At 51.5% G+C, this 23,352-nt stretch carries 17 protein-coding genes and 1 pseudogene; 10 read left to right on the forward strand and 8 right to left on the reverse strand.

Annotation, left to right across the window (positions count from 1 at the left end; translation table 11 throughout):
- Window positions 1-12 precede the first annotated feature (12 nt).
- Both R2X38_RS10310 and R2X38_RS10315 read left to right on the forward strand, forming a co-directional pair.
- Window positions 13-753 carry an HpcH/HpaI aldolase family protein gene (locus R2X38_RS10310; protein ID WP_317522131.1) on the forward strand — a complete coding sequence of 247 codons (741 nt, stop codon included), beginning with the start codon at window positions 13-15 and terminating at the stop codon, window positions 751-753.
- A gap of 65 nt (window positions 754-818) precedes the next feature.
- Entirely contained in the window at window positions 819-1,778 is a 960-nt protein-coding gene (locus R2X38_RS10315) for a LacI family DNA-binding transcriptional regulator (protein WP_317522132.1), read from the forward strand.
- 33 nt (window positions 1,779-1,811) lie between these two features.
- On the opposite strand, the gene R2X38_RS10320 is transcribed toward R2X38_RS10315, so the two are convergent.
- Entirely contained in the window at window positions 1,812-1,964 is a 153-nt protein-coding gene (locus tag R2X38_RS10320) for a hypothetical protein (protein ID WP_317522133.1), read from the reverse strand.
- A gap of 228 nt (window positions 1,965-2,192) precedes the next feature.
- On the opposite strand from R2X38_RS10320, the gene R2X38_RS10325 reads away from it, so the two are divergent.
- The 3 genes and pseudogenes from R2X38_RS10325 to R2X38_RS10335 form a co-directional block, all read left to right on the forward strand.
- A complete protein-coding gene (locus tag R2X38_RS10325; RefSeq protein WP_317522134.1) occupies window positions 2,193-3,167 on the forward strand; it encodes an ester cyclase in 975 nt (324 codons plus the stop codon).
- A gap of 85 nt (window positions 3,168-3,252) precedes the next feature.
- Entirely contained in the window at window positions 3,253-4,248 is a 996-nt protein-coding gene (locus R2X38_RS10330; protein WP_317522135.1) for an ester cyclase, read from the forward strand.
- Window positions 4,241-5,825: pseudogene (locus R2X38_RS10335) on the forward strand (sodium:solute symporter family transporter); the annotation flags it as partial. The gene R2X38_RS10330 and the pseudogene R2X38_RS10335, both read left to right, overlap by 8 nt.
- A 452-nt stretch (window positions 5,826-6,277) precedes the next feature.
- On the opposite strand, the gene serS reads toward R2X38_RS10335, so the two are convergent.
- The 5 genes from serS to lrp all read right to left on the reverse strand — a co-directional run bounded on the left by serS (window position 6,278) and on the right by lrp (window position 14,143).
- Window positions 6,278-7,585, reverse strand: a complete 1,308-nt coding sequence (serS, locus tag R2X38_RS10340) for a serine--tRNA ligase (protein ID WP_317522136.1) — start codon at window positions 7,583-7,585, stop codon at window positions 6,278-6,280.
- A gap of 127 nt (window positions 7,586-7,712) precedes the next feature.
- A complete protein-coding gene (locus R2X38_RS10345; RefSeq protein ID WP_317522137.1) occupies window positions 7,713-9,053 on the reverse strand; it encodes a replication-associated recombination protein A in 1,341 nt (446 codons plus the stop codon).
- Between the two features lie 120 nt (window positions 9,054-9,173).
- The gene (gene lolA / locus R2X38_RS10350) at window positions 9,174-9,788 is read right to left on the reverse strand and encodes an outer membrane lipoprotein chaperone LolA (RefSeq protein WP_411185024.1); all 615 of its coding nucleotides are present in this window, start codon (window positions 9,786-9,788) and stop codon (window positions 9,174-9,176) included.
- Between the two features lie 83 nt (window positions 9,789-9,871).
- Window positions 9,872-13,213, reverse strand: coding sequence for a DNA translocase FtsK 4TM domain-containing protein (locus R2X38_RS10355; protein WP_411184971.1), 3,342 nt, complete (start codon window positions 13,211-13,213; stop codon window positions 9,872-9,874).
- A 435-nt stretch (window positions 13,214-13,648) separates the two neighbouring features.
- Window positions 13,649-14,143 (reverse strand): leucine-responsive transcriptional regulator Lrp, encoded by a 495-nt coding sequence (gene lrp / locus R2X38_RS10360; protein WP_036832575.1) that lies wholly within the window; start codon window positions 14,141-14,143, stop codon window positions 13,649-13,651.
- 156 nt (window positions 14,144-14,299) lie between these two features.
- On the opposite strand from lrp, the gene ald reads away from it, so the two are divergent.
- The 4 genes from ald (at window position 14,300) to cydC (ending at window position 20,149) form a co-directional block, all read left to right on the forward strand.
- Window positions 14,300-15,421 carry an alanine dehydrogenase gene (ald, locus tag R2X38_RS10365; protein WP_317522139.1) on the forward strand — a complete coding sequence of 374 codons (1,122 nt, stop codon included), beginning with the start codon at window positions 14,300-14,302 and terminating at the stop codon, window positions 15,419-15,421.
- A 199-nt stretch (window positions 15,422-15,620) separates the two neighbouring features.
- Window positions 15,621-16,583 (forward strand): thioredoxin-disulfide reductase, encoded by a 963-nt coding sequence (trxB, locus tag R2X38_RS10370; protein WP_317522140.1) that lies wholly within the window; start codon window positions 15,621-15,623, stop codon window positions 16,581-16,583.
- A gap of 79 nt (window positions 16,584-16,662) precedes the next feature.
- Complete coding sequence (gene cydD / locus R2X38_RS10375) at window positions 16,663-18,435, forward strand: heme ABC transporter permease/ATP-binding protein CydD (RefSeq protein WP_317522141.1); 1,773 nt, start codon at window positions 16,663-16,665, stop codon at window positions 18,433-18,435.
- Window positions 18,428-20,149, forward strand: coding sequence for a heme ABC transporter ATP-binding protein/permease CydC (gene cydC / locus R2X38_RS10380; RefSeq protein ID WP_317522142.1), 1,722 nt, complete (start codon window positions 18,428-18,430; stop codon window positions 20,147-20,149). The genes cydD and cydC overlap by 8 nt, the downstream gene beginning before the upstream one ends.
- A gap of 90 nt (window positions 20,150-20,239) precedes the next feature.
- Here cydC and rimJ read toward each other — a convergent pair whose 3' ends face one another.
- Window positions 20,240-20,821, reverse strand: a complete 582-nt coding sequence (gene rimJ, locus R2X38_RS10385; RefSeq protein ID WP_317522143.1) for a ribosomal protein S5-alanine N-acetyltransferase — start codon at window positions 20,819-20,821, stop codon at window positions 20,240-20,242.
- 168 nt (window positions 20,822-20,989) lie between these two features.
- Here rimJ and R2X38_RS10390 point away from each other — a divergent pair, with 168 nt between their 5' ends.
- Complete coding sequence (locus R2X38_RS10390; protein WP_317522144.1) at window positions 20,990-21,469, forward strand: methylated-DNA--[protein]-cysteine S-methyltransferase; 480 nt, start codon at window positions 20,990-20,992, stop codon at window positions 21,467-21,469.
- Between the two features lie 233 nt (window positions 21,470-21,702).
- Here the strand turns inward: R2X38_RS10390 and tyrR are convergent, their stop codons facing one another.
- Window positions 21,703-23,238 carry a transcriptional regulator TyrR gene (gene tyrR / locus R2X38_RS10395; RefSeq protein ID WP_317522145.1) on the reverse strand — a complete coding sequence of 512 codons (1,536 nt, stop codon included), beginning with the start codon at window positions 23,236-23,238 and terminating at the stop codon, window positions 21,703-21,705.
- Between the last annotated feature and the right edge of the window lie 114 nt (window positions 23,239-23,352).

Consider the following 23,352-nt stretch of genomic DNA (forward strand, 5'->3'; position numbering starts at 1 on the left):
CAAGGAACCGTTATGCGCTTTTCATCACAACTTCAACAGCCAGTACAACTTGGGACTTTCGTTAAAACCCCGCATCCCCATATCATTGAAGTATTAGCTCTAGCCGAGCTGGATTTCCTGATCTTGGATGCCGAGCATTCACCTTATGACCGTGCTTCCTTGGATCTCTGCATCATGACCGCACGGCTATCAGGGCTACCTGCACTTGTCAGGATCCCGGATGCGGCACCGTCAACCATACTCAATGCCCTGGACTGCGGGGCAACAGGTATCCAGGTGCCCCATGTCTGCTCTGCCAGCCAAGCCGAGGAAATCGTCAAGCGCAGCCACTACGGTGAAAATGGTCGTGGCTATGCCGGCTCAACCCGTGCAGCCAACTATGCGACCAAGCCGATGGTCGAACACCTTGCTACGAGTAAAACAGCCACCACTGTTGTTGCCCAGATAGAGGACCCTGAAGGCGTCGATAATGTCGACGCTATTGCGGCAGTCGAGGGGATCGATGCCTTGTTCATCGGCCAGGTCGACCTTGCGGTAGCCTATGGGGCTCCCTCGGTACAAGCCGATGTGGTAAGGGACGCCAGCTTGAAAGTCATTGAGGCCGCCAAGCGAAACAACAAACCGGTAGGCATGTTCGTAGCTGATGCCAGTCAAATTTCTGCTTGGAAAGAGGCTGGGGTCTCTTTCTTTGGCCTGGCGTCTGAGCATAAAATGATTATTGATGGATTTAACCGACAACGCGCCGCCTTGTAAGGCGCGAAGTTTACACTAAGGAGGTCGTTATCAAGGCCAAAGTCACCTCGGTCGATGTTGCCAAAATGCTGGGCGTTTCCCAATCTACGGTATCAAGGGCATTCAACCCCAAGGCCAGTATTAGCGAAAAAAAACGCCAGATGGTGCTCGATGCGGCAAACAAGCTGGGTTATACCCCCAATGCCATCGCAAGAAGCCTGATCTCCAATCGCTCCGGCTTGGTTGCCATCGCCCTCGATAGCGAAAGCAACCCGATGTACGACTTGCAGACCCGGAAATTAGCCAGTGCCATCCAAAAACGCGGCGGGCAGGTTGTTCTCTGCCCGATCGACAAGGATGATCTGGATTTAGCAATATCCCGTGCCATCGAATATCAGGTCGATGGCCTTATCATCGCCACCAGCCGCCTGACCAGCCGGGCATTTGCCCAGTGTGAAAAATTCGGCGTCCATTTGTGCCTGATCAACCGCTACATAGAAGGGGTGACCGCCAACAGTGTTGGCTTGGACAACCTCCATGCCGGTATCCAAGCTGCCGATTACCTACACGGCAAAGGGTTCGAGCGGATGATATACATCAGCGGTGATGCTGGGTCGATGACCAGTGAGGAGCGCTGGAAGGGATTCTCCAAGCGGCTAAGCGAACTTGGTCTACCGGCCCCCGATTACATCCAGTGCCAGTATAACTTTGAGTCAGGCCTTGCTGCGGCCAATGAGATCCTTGCCAAGCCCCACCAGCCACAAGCTATCTTCTGCGCCAACGATATCCTCGCGCTCGGCGTGATAGACGGCCTGCGCCAAGCAGGAAAAGCCGTACCTGGCGACTATGCGATAATGGGCGTCGATGATATTCCGATGGCCAATTGGCCCGGCTACAGTTTGACGACTATTGCCCAGCCGCTGGATCAGATCACCCGCCTTGCCGTGGATGACCTGCTAGCCAGGATCCAAGATGAGAAAGAAGCCTGTGGTGATTACCTGATGCAACAAGGTGAAGTTATCGAAAGAAACAGTACCAAGTGCTGATGTAAACCGGCTCTTCAAAGCCACACCGTCTTATCAGCCAGCACCCAAAGTGCTGGCTTTTTTGTATCTGTACAGCGCCTTATCGTCCATTTCAGCTGTGTGTCCATAGCGATTGAAAGCTTCATTGCCTTCATCACCACTATCGCTAATACCAATATGCACCATAAAAAAACCAATATGATTCATGACATTAGATTAAAACCCCATTAATATTCCACCCCGGAATAATAATTCAAGCATTTATGCAATCACTTTTTAGCACAAAAAAGCACCAAATGTTAAAAACCTGATCCTCAGCACGCATTTCAAACACACCTAAAACAGTTTATTGACATCTTTGCAACACAAGCTAATTTGGATACGTAACCAAAAACATAACAACTTATTAACTTGTCAGACTGATAGGAGGTATTTATGGCCATGGCCGGCTTTGATCCAAGATGGCGTGATTTTCCAGATTACATTCTTGGTATTACCAAGGAGATTTGGGAAGACCGGGGGCTGCATACCCTCCACCATTACTATTCATCCGATATTATCGTCCGCTCCCCAAGCGGTATCTCAACCGGTAATGAAGGCGTCATCAGCGCTACCATGGCGACACTGGCAGAGTTCCCTGATCGTACCCTACTCGGGGAAGATGTAATTTGGAGCGGCAGCCCAGAGCAAGGGATGCTCTCCTCGCACCGAATTACTTCCACCGCCACCCACCTTGGTGATGGGGTTTACGGTAAGGCCAGCGGTACCAAACTTCGTTATCGCATTATTGCCGACTGCCATGCTATCAATAACCAGATCAACGATGAGTGGCTGATCCGCGACCAAGGTGCCATCGCCAAGCAATTAGGCCTTAGTGCAGAAGAATACGCCCACCAGTTAATCGAACGTGAAGGTGGCATAGAAAAGAGCCCATTCCCATTCACACCAGCACAAGATATCGAAGGCCCATACCTCGGGGTAGGCAATGACAACGAGTGGGGCAGCCGCTTCGAGGATATCCTGCGTAAGCTAATGAACGCCGAGTTCTCCACCGTTGCCCAAGATTATGACCGTGCCTGCATGGCCGAATACCCTGGTGGTACTTCCGCCCTTTCCCATCACCAAGTTGACCAGTTTTGGATGCAACTCCGTGCTGCCTTTCCCAATGCCAAGTTTACCGTCCATCACCGTATTGGCCGCGAAGACCCAATGATGGCACCTCGCGCTGCAATCCGTTGGTCGCTGCAAGGCAAGCATGAAGGCTATGGCGCCTTTGGCAAACCTACCGGTGCCGATGTGCATGTGATGGGGATCAGCCATGCTGAATTTGGCCCATGGGGACTGCGCCGCGAGTTCACGCTATATGACCAGACTGCGGTGTGGAAACAAATCCTATTACAACAGGGGTAAACCGCTACTCAGCCTGTTAAATCCATTTCAAAAAGACAACAAGGGCCAGCAGGCCCGCCCAGACTCAACACTGTAAGGATGCAAAATGTCACTGAATATCATCGAGAAGTTCTACCAAAATTACTTCACTGCCAGCCAGTCCGAGCAAGCAGAGGTTGCCAGCAACGCCCTTAATGCCGATGTTAAATGGTGTGTTGCCCACCCTGTCAATGACCTAAACGGCCCGCAGGCTGCCCACGAAGCGTTTCTTGCCCCACTCAAGCATGCCCTTCCCGATGCGGAGCGCCGCCCGTTGATTGTGATGGATGGTGAGTATGAAGGACGTACTTGGTACAACTCGACCGGTTATTTTGTCGGGACATTCGAAAACAGCCTGTTTGGCATTCCGGCCACTGGGAAAACCCTTTACCTTCGCTATACCGAGATGGTCTGCGTCGAGAACGGCCAGATCACCGAGTCTTATCTTATCCCCGACTTTATCGATGCAATGAACCAGGCCCGTGTCAATCCGATGCGCCGCAGCCTTGGCCACGATGGATTGGTCATGGCACCGGCCACCGCCGATGGTTTCAACCACGGTGAAGTGTGTCCCGAGCGCAGCGAAAAGAGCAAACAGCTGGTCGAGGATATGCTGGGATGCCTTGGCCGCTTCGATGGCAAAGATCTCTACTCGATGGATCTGGAAAACTACTGGCACAGTGACTTCATGTGGTACGGCCCGGCAGCTATCGGTACAACACGGGGAATAAAAGGTTTTCGCAACCATCACCAAGCCCCGTTTGTTTTCGCCTTCCCAGACCGTAGCGTCGACATCGAACTGAATATTTTGGCCCAAAATGACTACGTAAGCACAGGTGGCTGGCCACACATGCACGGCACCCATACAGGCCATAGCGGTTGGCTGGGATTAGCCCCGACAGGCAAGCATATTGAGCTAAGGGTTATGGATATTTGGCGCCGTGACGGTGAACTGCTCAAAGAAAACTGGGTCGCTATCGATATTGCCCACATTATGCTGCAGCTGGGCTATGACCTGTTCGGCCAGATGAAAGAGCAACTAGAGGGCCCTGCTTATGCATGAATTCGGACTATTAAACTGGACTATTCTGGGCGGCTACATCGTTCTCACCCTGATTTTGGGTGCCGTCATCGGTAAGAAAGTAACCTCGGCAAAGCAGTTCGCACTCGGTGACAAAAATATCCCATGGTGGGCCATTGGTATCTCGGTTGTCAGTACCTATGTCAGCGCGATGTCGTTCCTAGGCGGCCCGGCATGGTCATACACCGAAGGGTTGTCGGTGATTGCTATCCACCTCAACTATCCACTGGTGATTTTCTTCATCGTGTCGGTGTTCATGCCATTCTTCTACAACAATGGCCTAACGTCGATTTACGAGTACCAGGAACGCCGCTTTGGTAAAGCGTCCCGGTTGACCCTGTCGATCATCTTCTTGATGAAACAGGCGTTGAGCTCGGCTGCTGTACTTTATGCAACAGCGATGATCTTGGAGTTTATTACGGGTATCGATGTGGTTTACTGCATCATGATTGTTACTGCCATCGCACTGGTATATACCGTCATGGGCGGGATTGCCGCGGTTATCTGGACTGACGTTATCCAAGCCTTCATCCTGTTTATCGGGGCCTTCATTATCATCGAAGCGGTGTGGAACGGTATGCCTGCTCCTATGACCGAAGTGCTTGCCGACCTCAAGGCCCAGGGCATGACCGACGCGCTCAAGACCAATATGGATCTCACTCAGGTCACCACGGTTTGGGCCGGGGTGATTGCCATGACCATGTTCCACACCACTGTCTATGGCGGTAACCAGATGATGGTCCAGCGTTGTATGGCAGCCAAGAGCATGGGCGATGCCAAGAAATCCATGCTGATGATGGGCTATGTCGCTTTCTTCATCTACTTCCTGTTTATCGTACTGGGTGTGCTGTTCAACGCCTACTACGAAGGCAAGCCTTTTGAAAACGGCAATACCATTATCCTGCACTATGCCAGTGAATACGGCGTACCGGGCTTGATGGGGATTATTGCAGCAGCGATCTTGGCCGCCAGTATGTCGAGCCTCGATTCCGCATTCAACTCGATGGCGACAGTGTCGGTAGCCGACTTCTACAAGCGCTTTTACAAGCAGAACGAGTCCGAAGAACACTACCTTAAAGTATCCCGCTTCTTCACCGTCACCTGGGCACTGCTGGTTATCATCCCTGCCTTGATGTTTGCTACCAGCACAGGTTCGGTACTAGAGGTATTGAGTAAAGCCGGTTCATACTTTGTCGGTGCCAGCTTCTGTATGTTCGTGCTAGGCTTCTACTCCAAACACATTACCGAGAAAGGACTGCTGATTGGTGTCGCGGCCAGCTTCCTGGCTATCTGGTATGTTGCCGTCGCTACAGACATTTCATGGCCTTGGTACTGCGTGATCGGCGTGGTGGTCAACAGTGTGGTCGCCTGGGTTGCCAGCCTTGCACTGACAGGCAAGCAAACCGAGATGCACCGCTATACCGTCAAGGGCCAGCAAGATGAATATCAGCGCCTGAACAAGCCAACTATGGACAATGGCTGGTATTTAGTACCGGGTAAAGTCGATAAAGCCAGCTACGGCCTGCTGGTGATGTTCGTCGTCTCGCTCGCCTTCTTGTACCTATTCAACGCGCTGATCGACAACAGCAATGCGCTGGTCATCTTCGGCTATGCTTGCGCCTATGTCTTCGGTGGCAGCCTGACATTGTCACTGATGGCGTTGAAGTACCGCTCTTTTTCAGGCAAGAGCTATGTAGTAGGCACTGCCAGTACCATGACCCTGATGTTAGTGATGCTTTCACTGTTTGATATCTCAGGCTTCTGGTTCTTTGCCGCAGGCTTGCTGCTTAGCCCAGCCTCGGTATGGGCCGCCCAGAAAATGTCGTCAGCACCGGCAGAAAGCACCAAAGACGATGTTGCTGAATCAAAACCAGCCTCCGCCAGTTCGCGCTAGCTCAGGGCGGTTCTGCGGGACCGCCTTTGCAACGAAAAACAGCTATGCAAGTAAGAAAAAACCCAGCCAATTGGCTGGGTTTTTGTTGGTGTTCTGTTTGAACGTCCGCGTATCGGATTAACCGATGTGAGTCACGTTGTTCATGTACTTGCGAAGTACTTCAGGGATACGGATACGACCGTCAGCTTCCTGGTTGTTCTCTAGGATAGCGACCATAGTACGGCCAACCGCTAGACCAGAACCGTTCAGGGTGTGAACAAGCTCAGGCTTCTTCTCACCTTTACGACGGAAACGCGCTTGCATACGACGAGCCTGGAAGTCACCACAGTTAGAACAAGAAGAGATCTCACGGTAAGTTTCCTGTGCAGGAACCCATACTTCTAGGTCGTAAGTCTTCACAGCGCCGAAGCCCATGTCACCAGTACATAGGATCACCTTACGGTAAGGCAGTTCAAGCAGCTGAAGTACTTTCTCAGCGTGACCTGTTAGCTCTTCAAGTGCATCCATTGAATCTTCTGGACGAGTGATCTGTACTAGCTCAACTTTGTCGAACTGGTGCATACGGATAAGACCACGTGTGTCACGACCGTAAGAACCGGCTTCTGAACGGAAACAAGGCGTGTGCGCTGTCATCTTAACAGGCAGGTCTGCTTCTTCAGAAATCGTGTCACGCAGCATGTTAGTAACTGGCACTTCTGCTGTCGGGATCAAAGACAGAGTACGTGGCTCTTCGTCATTCACTTTCTCAGTCAGCGGCTGAGTGTGGAACAAGTCAGCACCGAACTTAGGCAGCTGGCCTGTACCGAATAGGCTGTCAGAGTTCACTAGGTACGGTACGTACATCTCTGTGTAGCCGTGCTCGTCAGTGTGAAGATCCAACATAAACTGGGCAATTGCACGGTGCAGACGAGCAAACTGGCCTTTCATCACGATGAAACGTGCGCCAGACAACTTAACTGCGCTTGCGAAATCAAGACCGTCAGCCAGTTCACCTAGGTCAACGTGGTCTTTCACTTCGAAATCGTAAGATTGAGGCTGACCCCAGCGAGAGATTTCTACGTTCTCGTTTTCGTCTTTACCAGCAGGAACAGAATCGTCCGGCAGGTTTGGAATCGTTTGTACGATAGCGTCTAGCTCAGAATGAAGCGCAGCCAGTGCTTTTTTCGCGTCGTCCAGCTCAGAGCCTAGGTTGCCAACTTCAGCAAGGATACGCTCAGCTTCTTCGTGATCGCCCTTCGCTTTCGCTTGGCCAATGGACTTCGATCGGGAGTTACGCAGTGCCTGAAGCTCTTCAGTTTTGATCTGAAGTGACTTACGTTTTTCTTCTAGGGAACGTAGTAGCTCTACATCAAGAGTGTAACCACGGCGCGCTAATTTTTCGGCTGTTGCGTCCAGCTCAGTTCGAAGTAATTTAGAATCTAGCATGCTAATCCTGTGCTCATAATGTTCTAAAGTGCACACTATTTAACCAAATTGATGGCTAAATAATTTATTATTCAGAAGGCGTTAGGCAACCTAACGCTGATCCTTCAACAATACCCAAAAAGCCCTATTATTGATAGCGCTTTGAGGCGCTTTTTGCATCTAAAGAAGCAAGATAATCTAACTTTTCGGAAATTTTGGTCTCTAAGCCCCGGTTTGTCGGCTGATAGTAGCGAGTGCCCGCTAACTCCGGTGGGAAATAGCTCTCGCCAGCCGCATAGGCGCCGGGCTCGTCGTGGGCATAACGATATTCCTCGCCATAGCCCATTTCCTTCATCAGTTTGGTCGGCGCATTACGCAAGTGATGTGGCACTTCATAATCAGGATAGTTAGCCGCATCCAACTTGGCTTGTTTAAAGGCCGTATAGACCGAATTGCTTTTCGGCGCACAGGCCAAGTAAACAATCGCTTGGGCAATCGCCCGCTCGCCTTCATAAGCGCCCACTCGGGTAAAACAATCCCAAGCAGAGACTGCGACCTGCATCGCACGTGGGTCGGCATTGCCGATGTCTTCCGAGGCAATCGCCAGCAAGCGGCGGGCGACGTAGAGCGGATCACAACCAGCCTGCAGCATACGGGCATACCAATATAGTCCGCCGTCTGGGCTCGAGCCACGGATTGACTTGTGAACCGCCGAAATCATGTCGTACCACAAATCGCCCTTGTTATCGAAGCGAGCAATTTTCTCGCCGGCGACTTCAGCCAGCAACGCCAAGGTGATCTGCTTGTTGCCCTGCGTGTCCTCATCGGCCATATCAATCAGCTGTTCAAGATAGTTCAGTGACATACGGGCATCACCGCCAACCAACTCGGCCAAGCGCTCTTTGACTTCATCGACAAAAACCAGGTTGCTCTCGGTAACGCCGCGCTCTTTATCTGCAAGTGCTTGCTCGATCACCTCAAGGATTTCATCAGTATCCAAAGATTTAAGCTTGTACACCCGGGCGCGAGACAACAATGCGTTGTTAAGCTCAAAAGATGGGTTTTCTGTCGTTGCGCCGATGAAGGTCACTGTACCGTCTTCAATGTGAGGCAAGAAGGCATCCTGTTGGCTCTTGTTGAAGCGGTGGACCTCATCAACGAACAGGATAGTACGACGGCCAGCCATCTTGTTATCACGGGCCTTGTCGATGGCAGCGCGGATATCTTTCACCCCTGATGTCACCGCTGACACACGCTCGACTTCGGCATTGGCATAGTGGGCAGCCACCTCTGCCAATGTGGTTTTACCGGTACCCGGTGGACCCCATAGGATCATCGAGTGCAGGTGCCCCGCTTCCAGCGCACGCCTCAGCGGCTTGCCTTCGGCTAAAATATGCTTTTGGCCGATATATTCCTGCACGGTACGCGGACGCATTCTCGCCGCCAGCGGGCGGAAATCCGATGAAAAGTCCAGGCTGAAATTACTCAAAATCTCCGCTCCTTAAAACAAAATTAGGTGGTACAAGCGTACCACCTAAGTAATCAGTTCACTGCTAGCGGCCTTGGTGAGCCGCCTAGTTTAATCCGCAATCCAAGTTTTTACACAAGCCTAGTTGCGCTGGTCATCCAACTCTACGCCTTGCGGTGGCGTGAAAGTAAACAGGCTAGACGCAGGCGTTGCTTTATTGAACTTGGACAGCTTGAAGTTGCTGCGCTGGCCGTCTTGCTCGACCACCGAGAAACTACGTACCTCGCCTGACTTGGCAACCGTTACAATGAATTTGCCCATTGAAGAGGCACCGCTTTTCGGCGTCAGGGTAAAGGTATCTGCGGTTTGCGAGACATTATAGTTGGCCCAGTCAGCGGCACTATTGCGGGTCAGCAACACAAACGGGGTTTGATCCGTGGCATCGTTGAGCCACATCGCTGTCACTTGCTCGATGAACGGGCTGTAGTACCACAGTGTCTTACCGTCAGAGATCAAGATGTTCTCATCCGGCGTTTCAGTATTCCAGCGGAACAGGTTTGGACGCTTGATCGATACATCACCAGCACCTTCTACCAGCAGGCTGCCCTCAGGGCTTACAACAGTTTGGGTAAAGTCGGCACTGAATGCATTCACTTTACCTAGACGGGTGCTCAGTTCCTGCTGTGGATTTGCCAGAGCCTGTCCTGCCATCAGCAACGGACCGGCAACCAACATACTCAAAAGCACTTTTTTAATCATTGTGTTAAACCCTTTTCAAATGCCTGCCCTTTGATCGTAGCAGGCATGGTAATTACTGTTGTCTTGTGTTTTATCAGTGGTTAATCGCGAGGCGGCGGCGGTGGTGCCAGCACTTCACGGTTACCATTGTGACCCGGCGCACTAACAATGCCGTGGGCTTCAAGTTGCTCGACAATACGCGCGGCACGGTTATAACCAATCTTGAAGCGGCGCTGGACACCAGACACTGAACCGCGGCGCGACTCGGCAACAAACGCGGCCACTTCGTCAAACAACTGATCCAAATCGTCATCGCCACCTGTCGGGGTTTCACCCGGCAACAGGCCATCGGCACCTTGGTCAGCTTCAAGAATACCCTCGATATACTGAGGTTTACCTCTAGCTTTCCAATCATTGACCACGTTATGTACATCTTCATCCGAGGCAAACGCACCGTGAACACGAACAGGGTGGTTACTACCCGCAGGCAAGTAAAGCATGTCACCCATACCAAGCAAGGATTCTGCACCGCCTTGGTCTAGGATGGTACGCGAATCGGTTTTGGTCGAAACGGTAAACGCCATACGGCTCGGGATATTGGCCTTGATAAGGCCGGTGATCACATCCACCGATGGACGCTGGGTTGCCAGCACCAAGTGGATCCCCGCCGCACGCGCCTTCTGTGCCAATCGGGCAATCAGCTCTTCAACCTTCTTACCAACGACCATCATCAGATCGGCAAATTCATCGACGATAACCACAATGCTTGGCATTTTTTCCAGCAGTGGCGGGTACTCATCCATGCTATCGCCCGGCTTCCAAAGCGGGTCATGAATTGGGTGACCGGCAGCTGCCGCCTCTTCTAGCTTGGCATTGAAGCCTGCCAGGTTACGTACCCCACAAGCTGCCATCAACTTGTAGCGACGCTCCATCTCACCGACACACCAGCGCAAGGCATTGCTGGCATCTTTCATATCGGTAACCACTTCGGTCAATAGATGCGGAATACCTTCGTAGATAGACAGTTCCAGCATTTTCGGGTCAATCATGATGAAGCGGCAATCTTCAGGCTTACATTTGTACAGCAAGCTCAAAATCATCACGTTCACACCCACCGACTTACCAGAACCGGTCGTACCGGCAACCAGCAAGTGAGGCATCTTGCTCAGATCAGCCACAACGGCTTCACCAGCAATGTCGTAACCCAATACAATCGGCAACGCACCTTTCTTGTGCTGGAAGTTATCACTCGCGACTACCTCAGACATATAAACCGTTTCACGGTTCACGTTCGGTAGCTCCAAGCCGATATATGGCTTGCCCGGAATCACTTCAACCACACGGACCGCAGAAGCTGACAATGCACGCGCCAAGTCTTTGGCAAGGCCAGAAATCCGGCTCACTTTAACGCCCGGAGCAAGATCTAGCTCATAGCGGGTGATCACAGGCCCAGGATAGACCCCAACCACTTTGGCCTTGATCTTATAGTCAGCCAGTTTGGCTTCCACCAGCATGGCTGTTTGTTTCAGCTCTTCCTCGGTGGTCGGCTGCACGTTTTGCTTCGGCGGTGCCAACAACTCAATCGTTGGCATTGGCGATGTCGGAGCCGGTAAATCGGCTTCGCGCTTCATCAAGAACGGATTATCCAAACCTGCCGCTTGCGCCTGCGCCTTCTGGGCATCACGAATTTTCTTGAGGAAGGCTTCTTCGTCGCTTAAGCCTGCCTCGCTGTTACCTTCTCCATCAGCCGGTGCAATTTCTCGCTCGGCACGCTCCAGCTCGGACATTCCATCCTGAACACCAATTTCAATATCGTGTGCCATTTCAGCATTGCCAGCAGCTGTTGTCGCTGTTGGTATCTCTGGCTGGACTTCAACCACTGTGCTTTGCTCTTGGTATACAGGCTCTGGCTCAACGACAGGCTCGAAAGTACCGGTTTGAACGACAGGGCCTGATTGAGCAACATCAGGCTCTGTTGTAACAGGTTCGAAATGAACCGGCGATGAATGTGTTTCGGTTGCTTCAGGAACAAAATCATCATTGTTGAATGACATGCCCGCCGACAGCTCTGGCTCTGATGCAGTTTGAGAGTCTGAAGAGCCTGGCTCCTTAGCAACAGATACCTCAGCAATAGGCAACTCAGAAACGGAAACCTCAGAAATCGCCTCTTCAGCGATAGCTGTATCTGTAGCAGCTAGCGCAGCCGTCGCCGCAATCGCTTCATTATTCACCGCGGTATCCATTACAACTGCAGAAGCAGGAGTTGGACTCTGCCCCTCATCAACATACACCGTGAAGTTCTCATCAATATCAAGCTGCCTTTCAAGCTCGGCAATCGTCATGCCTTTTGCTTGCTGAGTTGATTGCACATCAACAACCTCTTCGACAACAGGCTGGCTGACCGGCGGCTCTGCGACCTCCGCTGCCGACTCAGTACTCGCTTCAGCTTGTGCAGCAGCAACAGTCGAAGTCGTCGCTGCCAAAGCCGCTGCAGCTGGGGCGGTCGCTGTCATTTGTGCCTGGGCTTGGCGATGACGCTCAGGCATAACAATCTTAGGTTCGCTGGAATCCATCAATGGATCGGCTTCAAGCCCTACCCCATCCAGTAACGGATCACGCTGTCCCGACTGGCCGAAACTCGGCTCCTGACGGGCAAATCGATTTCTGTCATCAACAGGCTCAGAAGAGGCACGGCTATTGGACGCCAGCAACACATCATCGGCATCCGGCTCGGATTCGGTTTGCTGCATGGCCAGTTGGCGGCCAAACTCGGTCTGGTGTTCATCAGGGATATCAGCCGCAAATGGCGTTAATGTCTCTGACTTGTCTGAGCGAACCTTGTTCAGTAGCCACGCCATCGAGCCGAGTACCGTCTCGCCAATGATATCAACAATAGTCAGCCACGAGATCCCGGTAAACAGGGTAAAGCCGACTGCCCAAGCGAACATTAGAACTAACGTGGCACCCAGCAAATTAAATAGCGGCAGTGCCATATTCGACACCACATCGCCAATCACACCGCCGGAAGAGAAATACCAGATATCGTCAAAGTTGAGATCGGCAAGCCCGCAGCTGGCAACAAAGATGATTAACAACCCGAGCAGTCGGGTTCCATAAATCATGTAGTCCAGTTTGAGAGGTTGCTGGCGGCGGCGGAAAAGCACCCATGCGGCAAGAATAATGACGGCAGGTAACGGATAGGCCAGAGAGCCAAACGTAAAAAATAAGGTATCGGCCACCAAGGCGCCGAGTGCCCCTGCTTTATTCTGTACCGGCCCTTCCCATGCGGTTTGCGACCATGAAGGATCGGCGGGATCGAAACTCAACAGCGCAACCATGATGAAAATCGCCGACAAAATGCCGATGATTAGGAAACTTTCCAGTAAGCGCTGTCCCCCGGAAAGGCGCATTTTAGGCTGCTTTTTGCCCTTTACTTTCCTCAAAAAAACACTCCGATGTAACAAATTGCTCTAACGCCAACCCTTCTGCCTTTACTATAGATGTCGGGGTACATGCGCTGAATCTTTTTTAACTATTAGAACAAGGACATCCCTGCTCGTTGTTATTATTATGCCAATGGTTAATGGCGTGTCAGGCGCCAGTAAAACTAATGCCTATCTTATACTAAATAGCGTCATATTTTGCCATTTTGATAAGTCGGATATAGGACGGGACGGTGATATTTTGTCTGGATGTGCTGAAAATCCCAGCACTTAGAGTTAGCAATGACTAACTTAGCTGTTCATTTGATAGCGTGAAGCTTTCACTACCTTAACGGCAGTAAACAAAACAAGGTGCCAGAAACAAAACAAGCGGCTGACTGGCCGCTTGTTTGAACTACCCAAAAATTAGGATGTATTTTATTTCAGCAGTGAAGCTTAACGCGTTTTGATCACAAGGTTGTTGGTCTGCTTCACTTCTTCCATTACCACATAGGTACGGGTGTCATTAACACCCGGAAGACGTAGCAAGGTTTCACCCAACAGCTTACGGTACGCAGACATATCTGATACACGGGTTTTCAGCAAGTAGTCGAAATCACCAGATACCAAGTGGCATTCTTGGATATCTTCCAGCTCTTGCACAGACTTGTTGAACTGCTCAAATACATCAGGCGCACCACGGTTTAGCGTGATTTCAACGAAAACCAATAGGGATGCATCAAGATACTGAGGATTTAGCAGCGCGGTGTAGCCACTGATGTAGCCCTGACGCTCTAGACGTCGTACACGCTCAAGACATGGTGTTGGAGACAAGCCTACACGCTTGGATAACTCTACATTTGAAATACGGCCATCTTTTTGAAGTTCATTCAAAATGTTACGGTCAATACGATCCAATTCCTTGGATGGTTTTTTCTTGGTATCTACCATTTTTTATTCCACCTTCTTACTTCCTTGCAAAAAAATATACTACATCTTTCTATTTTTTAGAATCAAATACTCTGCTAGTCAAACTATACTGCCATTAGATCTGCATTTACATCCTTGTCAATAGCCAATCATACTGGATGCCAAGGGAGGAGCAGCATGATTATTGGAGTCCCCAAAGAAATCAAAAATCACGAATACCGTGTTGGCTTGGTAACCAGCAGTGTCCGTGAGCTCACATCACTCGGTCATCAAGTCCTGGTCGAGACCCAAGCCAGTGTCGGGATCGGGCTGTCAGACTCAGACTATGAGAACGCTGGCGCTACAATTATTTCTAACGCTAAAGAAGTTTTTACCAGATCAGAGATGATTGTCAAAGTAAAAGAGCCTCAAGCAGTAGAAAGAGCCATGCTAAGTGAAGGGCAAATTTTATTCACTTATCTCCATCTTGCACCAGATTTTCCGCAAACAAAAGACCTGATTGACAGCAAAGCTGTCTGTATTGCTTACGAAACCGTCACTGATTCCTCAGGCAAATTACCGCTTCTAGCCCCGATGTCTGAAGTTGCTGGCAGAATGTCTATCCAAGCAGGTGCCCAAACGCTAGAGAATTCTAACGGCGGACGGGGTCTGTTACTGAGTGGGGTACCCGGTGTCGAGCCAGCCAATGTGCTTATATTAGGCGGTGGTGTCGTCGGCTCCAATGCCGCCAGGATGGCCGTAGGGATGCGGGCCAATGTCACTCTGCTGGACCGCAATGTCGATACCTTGAGAGCGCTGGATTGCGAGTTCAAGGGGGCGGTGAATCTAGTTTACTCAACCTCTGAAATCATTGACCAGTTAGTGCCTGAAGCCGACATTATTATTGGCGCGGTGCTGATCCCAGGGGCCGCCGCTCCCAAGCTGATCACCGCAGAGCACGTCAAGAAGATGAAGCCAGGGTCTGCACTGGTTGATGTTGCGATAGACCAAGGCGGGTGCTTCGAAACCTCACGCCCTACCACCCATACAGAGCCTACTTATATCATTGATAATGTGGTGCATTATTGTGTTGCCAACATGCCGGGAGCCGTGGCGAGGACATCGGCTTTTGCGCTTAATAATGCCACCCTGCCCTATGTGATTAAGCTGGCCAACCTAGGATATAAAAAAGCGTTATTGGACGACCCCGGATTCCTTGCAGGTATGAATGTGATATATGGTAAAGTGACCTGCAAAGAGGTCGCTGATAGCTTCGATTTGCACTATACCGATCCAACTGTCGCCATTAGCATGCACTAGCACATGATTTATATATAACCTTTGGCTATCACTTATAGCAAATACATCTAAATAAATTATCACCGCTGCTGGGAATCCACCTCGGCAGCGTGCCTTTACAGGGAAATCGCCGCGCTACAATCCCCTCTTTCCATAGCGCCTCAATTTACCTACAATCACCCATCACAAGATCAAAAATCTCATTCAGCCTGGAGAAGTAATGGGTAACGTAAGACATTGTAAACTGCTCATCCTTGGTTCTGGTCCTGCTGGCTATACGGCAGCAGTTTATGCTGCACGCGCCAACCTAAACCCGGTAATGATCACGGGTATGCAGCAAGGTGGTCAGCTCACCACCACCACAGAAGTTGAAAACTGGCCGGGTGACGCCGAAGGTCTAACTGGCCCAGCGCTGATGGATCGCATGAAAGAACACGCTGAGCGATTCGAAACCGAAATCATTTTTGATCACATCAATGAAACTGATTTTAGCCAGCGTCCTTTCCGTCTCAAAGGCGACAGCGGCGAATACACCTGTGATGCATTGATCATCTCTACAGGTGCTTCTGCCAAGTACCTCGGCTTGGAGTCGGAAGAAAACTTCAAGGGTCGCGGCGTATCAGCCTGTGCAACCTGTGACGGCTTCTTCTACCGCAACCAGAAAGTCGCTGTAGTCGGTGGGGGTAACACTGCCGTTGAAGAGGCGCTTTACCTGTCTAACATCGCCTCGGAAGTGCACCTTATTCACCGTCGTGATACCTTCCGCTCAGAGAAGATCCTGATCAAGCGACTGATGGACAAGGTAGAGAACGGCAATATCATCCTGCACACAGACCGCGTTCTGGATGAGGTACTGGGTGACGAAATGGGTGTGACAGCCGTACGCATCAAAGATACCCAATCTGATGCGACTGAGACTCTGGACGTAATGGGTGCATTCATCGCAATCGGCCACCAGCCAAACACGGGTATTTTTGAAGGCCAGCTTGAAATGAGCAACGGCTACATCAAAGTACAATCAGGTACCGAAGGTAATGCCACCCAAACCAGCGTCGAAGGTATCTTCGCGGCGGGTGATGTTATGGATCATACCTACCGTCAGGCCATTACATCTGCAGGCACAGGCTGTATGGCAGCCCTTGACGCCGAGCGCTTCCTTGACGCGCTAGAAGAACAAAAATAATACTTATGGCCACCTTTTAAGGTGGCCTTTTTAGCCTTCACCTTTAAGCCGGCTGCCCTTAGCGGCTCAAGAATTTAATATGGATAAACAATTACAACGCGATTTAACCAAATGGTTGAAATCACAGAGTAAGCTTGCCAAGCGCTGGCTCATGCTCAGTGTCGGCCTGGGGTTCTTGTCGGGGTTGCTACTCGTTGGCCAAGCGGCTTTGCTTGCTCATATCCTGCACCAACTCATTATTGAACACACAGATAAATACCAGCTGGTTTCCAGTTTCGTCGGCCTGTTCGTCGTCGTCGGCCTGCGTGCAGCCTGTAGCTGGGGCCGTGAGATTTTCGGCTACCGCTGCGGCGAGCAAATCCGGCTACATATCCGCCAGCTGATCCTTCAACGCTTACAACAGTTAGGCCCAGCCTATATCAAAGGCAAGCCTGCAGGCGTCTGGGCCAGCCTGGTGCTTGAGCAGGTAGAAGAGATGCAAGACTTCTTCTCCCGCTATATCCCACAGATGTCGATTGCGGTACTGGTTCCCTTGGTGATCCTGTTTGCCGTCTTCCCGCTGAACTGGGCTGCAGGCCTGATCTTCCTCATCACCGCACCGCTGGTTCCTATGTTTATGGCACTGGTCGGCCTGGGTGCTGCTGATGCCAACCGCCGTAACTTCAAGGCGCTACAACGCCTGTCTGGTCACTTCTATGACCGCTTGCAAGGCCTGTCGACCCTGCGCTTGTTCAACCGTGCCGAGGCTGAAGCCGAAAACCTTCACGCCGCTTCGCATGTACTGCGCAAGCGCACAATGGAAGTATTGCGGATGGCCTTCCTGTCATCGGCAGTATTGGAGTTCTTCTCGGCAATCTCAGTCGCAATCGTGGCGGTATACTTTGGTTTTTCATTCATAGGTGAGCTGAATTTCGGCCACTACGGCGTACCTATCAGCCTGTTTACCGGTCTGTTCATCTTGGTACTGGCACCGGAGTTCTACCAGCCGCTGCGCGATTTGGGCACCTTTTATCATGCCAAAGCGCAAGCCATCGGTGCGGCGGAGTCCATTGTTGAGTTCCTCGATAGCGAAGCCGATGGTATGAGCCAAGGCCAGACCAACCTCGACTCGCCTGAGACTATCTCCATCAGTGCCGAGCAACTGGAAGTACTGAGTCCTCAAGGCCAAGTCTTGGCAGGCCCACTGAACTTCACTATCAATGCCCATGAGCAAGTGGCACTGGTTGGCCCAAGCGGTGCCGGTAAAACCAGTCTGCTCAATGCCCTATTGGGTTTCCTACCTTACCGTGGCAGTTTGAAAATCAACGGCACAGAGCTTAGCGAGCTTGACCATAGCCAATGGCGCCAGGCCATCAGCTGGGTGGGACAAAATCCACTATTGTTGCACGGTACCGTCCGCGACAACATCACCCTGGGCAACCCATTGGCGACCGAAGAGCACATCAAGCAAGTCTCGCAGCAAGCCTATGCTGATGAATTTATCCAGCGTCTGGAGAAGGGTTACCAGCATCAGGTTGGAGACCGTTCCGGTGGTCTGTCTGTTGGCCAGGCGCAGCGTATCGCCGTCGCCCGTGCGATGCTGCAAAGTGGCGCCTTCTGGATCCTGGATGAGCCAACAGCCAGCCTTGATGCCAACTCTGAACATTTGGTCCTAGAAAGTTTGAAAAATGCGGTTAATGGCCAAACCACCCTTATGGTCAGCCACCGCCTAGATCAACTGGCCGCCATGGACCGTGTCTTGGTGATGGAAAATGGGAAGTTGGTCCAGAATGGTCCTTTCGAACAGATCCGCCAGCAAGGCCTGCTGGCTGATATGCTAGCCCATACCGACAAGAGGGATCTCGATGCGTGATTTAATCCCTTATCTCAAGCTATACCGTAAACACTGGTTTGGCCTAACACTGGGTATGCTGCTGGGGCTAGGTACCCTACTGGCTGCTATGAGCCTATTGACCCTATCAGGCTGGTTTATTGCCGCTTCTGCGGTAGCTGGCCTGACAATTGCCCGCGAAACCTTCAACTACATGTTGCCGGGTGCTGGCGTGCGTGGCTTCTCAATTGCCCGAACCGCAGGACGCTGGGGTGAGCGTGTGGTCAGCCACAATGCGACCTTCAAGCTGCTGGCGGATTTACGCTTGTTCTTCTTCCGCAAGCTGACACCGTTGATCCCGGGTCGCCAGACCAACTTGCGTGATGCTGACCTGCTTAATCGCTTGGTGGCTGATGTTGATGCCATGGACCACGTCTATCTGCGCCTTGTCAGCCCATTACTGATTGGCGTTATTGGCCTGTTGGCAATTACCGGTTTCTTGGCTTGGTTCGACCCAACAATCGGCCTGACTTTGGGTGCCATTTTGCTTTCCCTGATGTTGATCCTACCGATCATCTTCTATCGCCTGGGTAAAGCCAACGGTGAAACCCTGACTATGGCCAAGGCCAACTACCGGGTGAAGATGCTCGATTGGATCCAGGGCAATGCCGAACTATTACTGTTCAATGCCGAGGACCGTTACTATCAAGCCGCCCTTGATGAGCAACAATCACTACTGAATGCCCAGCGCAAGATGGCTAACCTGACCGGCCTTGCCAATGCCATCTTAATGGCGGCAACCGGTTGGACTCTGGTGTTGATCACCTGGATGGCTGCCGATGGTATTGCCGGCCAAGCACCGGATCCGTTTGTTGCTATGGTGGCTTTCGCGACCATGGCCAGCTTCGAGCTGATGATGCCTGTCGCTGGCGCATTCCAGTACCTAGGTCAAACCCTGACGTCAGCCCGCCGCCTCAATGAAATCATTGAAGCAACGCCAGATACCCCGTTTGATGCCAACGGCCATAGTGCCGAGGTTAAAGGGGCGCTGGATCTCCAGAACATCAGCTACACCTACTACGGTAGCGATGAGCCGGTACTGAAGAATATCTCTTTGGCTATCGGTGCTGGTGAGAAGGTTGCGTTACTTGGCAGAACGGGCTGTGGTAAGTCGACCTTGTTGCAGCTCATCACCCGTAACTGGGATCCGCAGCAAGGGCAGATCACCCTCGATGGTGTCTCGCTACCACAGTGGCAGGAAGCTCCTTTGCGCCAAGCCATTACTGTCGTCAGCCAGCGCGTTGATGTTTTCAACGGTTCGCTGCGAGAAAACCTGCTGCTTGCCAAACCAGCTGGAACTGATGAAGAGTTCTGCGAAGTGCTTGAGAAAGTAGGCCTTGGAGCCCTGCAGGAAGGCAAAGGTTTGGATACATGGCTTGGCGAAGGTGGCCGCCAGATTTCGGGTGGTGAACGCCGCCGTATCGGTATCGCCCGCGCGCTGCTGCATGATGCGCCAATCCTATTGATGGATGAGCCGACCGAAGGTCTTGATCGCCGTACCGAGCAGCAGATAATGAGCTTGTTGCTGGAACACGCCAAAGACAAGACGGTACTGTTCATTACCCACCGACTGGTTGGCCTAGAGCAAATGGATCACATCTGTTTGATGGATGAAGGCGAGATCATCGAGCAAGGCAAGCACCAAGCCCTGCTGGGCCAAAATGGTCGCTACACCGAGCTTTGGCAGCGTATTTAAGCATTACTTTATTGGATATGCCTATAACCAAAACGAGAGCCACTTGGCTCTCGTTTTTTGTTTGCGACATGAGTCATCGATAGCTTGGGATCAAATCGGCATCGTCCAATCTTCATTGATACAAGCGGTCAGGATATGGTCTTCCCATTTACCGTTGATCAGCAAATAGTCCTTCGCCTCTCCTTCAATCTCAAAACCGCATTTTTTCAGCACCGCAGCACTCTTGGCATTGCGGGGCATATAAGCCGCCATAATGCGGTGGAAACTCTGATCCTCGAACATCCAGCGGTTGGCAGCAGCCAGCGATCTGCTCATTAAGCCCTGCCCCTGGCAATCCTGATCCAGCGAATAACCAACATGGCAAGCATGGAATGGATGCCGTACGAGGTTACTGTAATTGACCACACCGCAGATCTCGTCGCTGCCTTTTTGTTGGATCACAAAGTAGTAAGCCATTTTATGTTTGTGTAACTGCATCAGTTGCTCAAGGCGACGATGCCACCCGGTTTCGGTAAAAAAAGCTTCTTCACGCAGCGGCTCCCAAGGCTGAAGGAATGCCCTGTTACGTTGGTAGTATGCGGTAATGGCCGCCACATCTTTGGTGGTAATAAGCCGAACAGTCGCATCGCCAATATCGATTGAGGTTGCCCGGCTGATAATAGAATGAAACAACAGCACATCATCCTTATGCTACATGCGATGTAGAAACGTTAGCACAGCCAATCAGCGATGAATACACCCGGACGATAAACTTATTTCAGGACAAAGATTTGCCCCTATGTTTGAGCTATCATTGTGATAGCCGCGCCGCGTTTGACGCTAACCAACACAGTGATGATTATGTATTACGACCACCTTGATACGGTATTGGGAAAGATATACTTATTAGCAGACGAGCAGGGATTACGACAACTCACTATCGCCAGTGGCGGATTTTCCCCCGACAGCCACTGGGAGCATGACCCGGACTTCATGGCTCCTTATATCATCCAGCTAGCTGAATACCTCGACGGAAAAAGAAAACAATTCACCATTCCCCTCGCACCTCCCGGTACCGACTTCCAGCAACAAGTGTGGCAAGCCATTCGCGAAATCCCCTACAACAGCCATCGCTCTTACCAACAAATCGCCACCCATATCGAGCATTCGACTGCCGTCCTCGCCATCGGCATGGCCAAAAACGTCAACCCTATCCCGATTATCATCCCGTGCCACCGGGTCGCCACCGAAGTCGAAGCGCAGCAAAGCTGCCGCTATGGCCAAGACCTGATCTGCCAGCTAAGAGAGCTGGAGCAAGGGAAGTTGACGTTGTTGAAGTAAACAGGCGATAGGCGATAGGCGATAGGCGATAGGCGATAGGCGATAGGCGATAGGCGATAGGCGATTCGAGTTAAAAAACCCTTTGTGTCAAGCTCTTGCTTTTGCTTTATTCATGCTTCTTCGCTCTTCCACTAGCCTATGGCCGCTCTTGCCTGAAGCCGGAAAACAAAACGCCCGGAGGTGTTCACCGGGCGTTTGCGTTAAGGCGTTATATCCATCACTAAATCGACAACTTAATGTTTTCCGATCCCATACTCACGTAGCTTGTTGGCAACGGCGGTGTGCGAGACACCTAGCCTTTTCGCCAGCTTACGGGTCGACGGATAGCTACGGTAGAGGCTGTTGAGGATCCCCGACTCATAGCGCTTCATGATTTCATCCAGCGAGCCATCCAAGGTTTCCTCGCTGATCACCGTTGCCGACTCGTTTTCCGGCAACTGAATATCATCCACGCTGATTTCCGTCCCCTCAAGCTGGGTCATGGCGCGGAACAGGACATTGCGCAGTTGGCGAATATTGCCCGGCCACGCATACTGACTCAGATACTGGGCGACCTCTGGCGAGATAGACGGCTTGGGCTGCTGCAACTCCTGGGCAAACTGGCTCAGGAACAGATCGGCGAGTGGCACAATATCAGCGGTTCGCTCGCGAAGCGGCGGTACGTTCAACGCCAGAACATTGAGACGGTAGTAGAGATCTTCCCGAAATTGCCCTGTCGCGACCAATTCAGGTAACTTCTTCTGGGTCGAGCAAATTACCCGTACATCGACCTTCATTTCCTTCTCTTCGCCGACACGGCGGAAGGTACCATCCTGCAGGAAGCGAAGCAGTTTGATTTGCAGATGCTCGGACATCTCGCCGACTTCGTACAGGAAGGCGATACCGCCATCTGCCTGCTCGAAAATACCTTTCTTACCCGGCTCGGTGGCTGTTGCCGCCATACCGAACAGTTCAGTTTCTGCCGCGTTGTCCGGCATCGACATACAGTTAACTAGCAAGAACGGATTATCGCGGCGCAGCGAGCGTTGATGACAGGCTCGCGCCAGCATTTCCTTACCCGTGCCGGTTTCACCCTGGATAAGCAGCGGTGCATCCAGCATCGCCAGCTTCTTGGCCTGCGAAACCAACTGCTTGAAGCGAGATGACTGGCCCACGAGGTGCTCGAAGCCGTTGTCGCCGCTAAGCTGGCGCATTGCCAATGGCATCTTGGCTTCCGATAGGGATTTCAGTAAGATAACCGCACTGGCCAGTACCTGCTCCTCGGTCTCGTCGGTGACATACACCGGCATGATTTCCATCATGTAATCAAGGCCGGACAACACCACCAGCTCACTGCGACGGCTCGCCTTCTCTTTCTCTAGCCAATTGTGAATATTGAAACCCACAAAGGTCTGAATATGTTCACCGACAATCTCTTCTCGGCTTTTGCCAAGCAGTACCTCTGCAGCATCATTGGCGAGGTCAATCTTGCCTTGCAAGCTAACAGAGAAAAACGGATCAGGTAAGGCTTCCAGCAATGCTTTTAGTTCTTTGTGTTCACGCTCACTCGGCATGAACTGGATCTTTCTGACATCTGTTACCCCGTCCAATTGGCGGATCTGCGACATCAACTGGCTGAACTGCTCGAATTCAATTTCAGGGCAATTCAGGTAAATAATCCCAACCCGGTCAATTTCAATGCCCCGCAAGTCAATTTGCCGGCTCGCAAGGATATCCAGCAACTCTCGGGTCATGCCAAGTCGGTCTTCACAAAAGACTTGTAGCCTCATATTTATTATCTTCCAAGGTGTCAGGAATTGTTGACACAAGAAGTTTGCGCTTTACCCGTAGTGGAGTCAAGTCATTGACGTCCGTACCTGAGAGGTTGCGCACTATCAATCCAT

Origin of the sequence: Photobacterium rosenbergii (assembly GCF_033022775.1) — a bacterium.
Lineage (GTDB): Bacteria > Pseudomonadota > Gammaproteobacteria > Enterobacterales > Vibrionaceae > Photobacterium > Photobacterium rosenbergii_A.

Bases quoted from the DNA above. Each gene is read 5' to 3' on its own strand.
- R2X38_RS10310 (WP_317522131.1), top strand. From the start codon at position 13: ATGCGCTTTTCATCACAACTTCAACAGCCAGTACAACTTGGGACTTTC.
- R2X38_RS10315 (WP_317522132.1), top strand. From the start codon at position 819: ATGCTGGGCGTTTCCCAATCTACGGTATCAAGGGCATTCAACCCCAAG.
- R2X38_RS10320 (WP_317522133.1), bottom strand. From the start codon at position 1,964: ATGAATCATATTGGTTTTTTTATGGTGCATATTGGTATTAGCGATAGT.
- R2X38_RS10325 (WP_317522134.1), top strand. From the start codon at position 2,193: ATGGCCATGGCCGGCTTTGATCCAAGATGGCGTGATTTTCCAGATTAC.
- R2X38_RS10330 (WP_317522135.1), top strand. From the start codon at position 3,253: ATGTCACTGAATATCATCGAGAAGTTCTACCAAAATTACTTCACTGCC.
- serS (WP_317522136.1), bottom strand. From the start codon at position 7,585: ATGCTAGATTCTAAATTACTTCGAACTGAGCTGGACGCAACAGCCGAA.
- lrp (WP_036832575.1), bottom strand. From the start codon at position 14,143: ATGGTAGATACCAAGAAAAAACCATCCAAGGAATTGGATCGTATTGAC.
- ald (WP_317522139.1), top strand. From the start codon at position 14,300: ATGATTATTGGAGTCCCCAAAGAAATCAAAAATCACGAATACCGTGTT.
- trxB (WP_317522140.1), top strand. From the start codon at position 15,621: ATGGGTAACGTAAGACATTGTAAACTGCTCATCCTTGGTTCTGGTCCT.
- cydD (WP_317522141.1), top strand. From the start codon at position 16,663: ATGGATAAACAATTACAACGCGATTTAACCAAATGGTTGAAATCACAG.
- cydC (WP_317522142.1), top strand. From the start codon at position 18,428: ATGCGTGATTTAATCCCTTATCTCAAGCTATACCGTAAACACTGGTTT.
- R2X38_RS10390 (WP_317522144.1), top strand. From the start codon at position 20,990: ATGTATTACGACCACCTTGATACGGTATTGGGAAAGATATACTTATTA.
- tyrR (WP_317522145.1), bottom strand. From the start codon at position 23,238: ATGAGGCTACAAGTCTTTTGTGAAGACCGACTTGGCATGACCCGAGAG.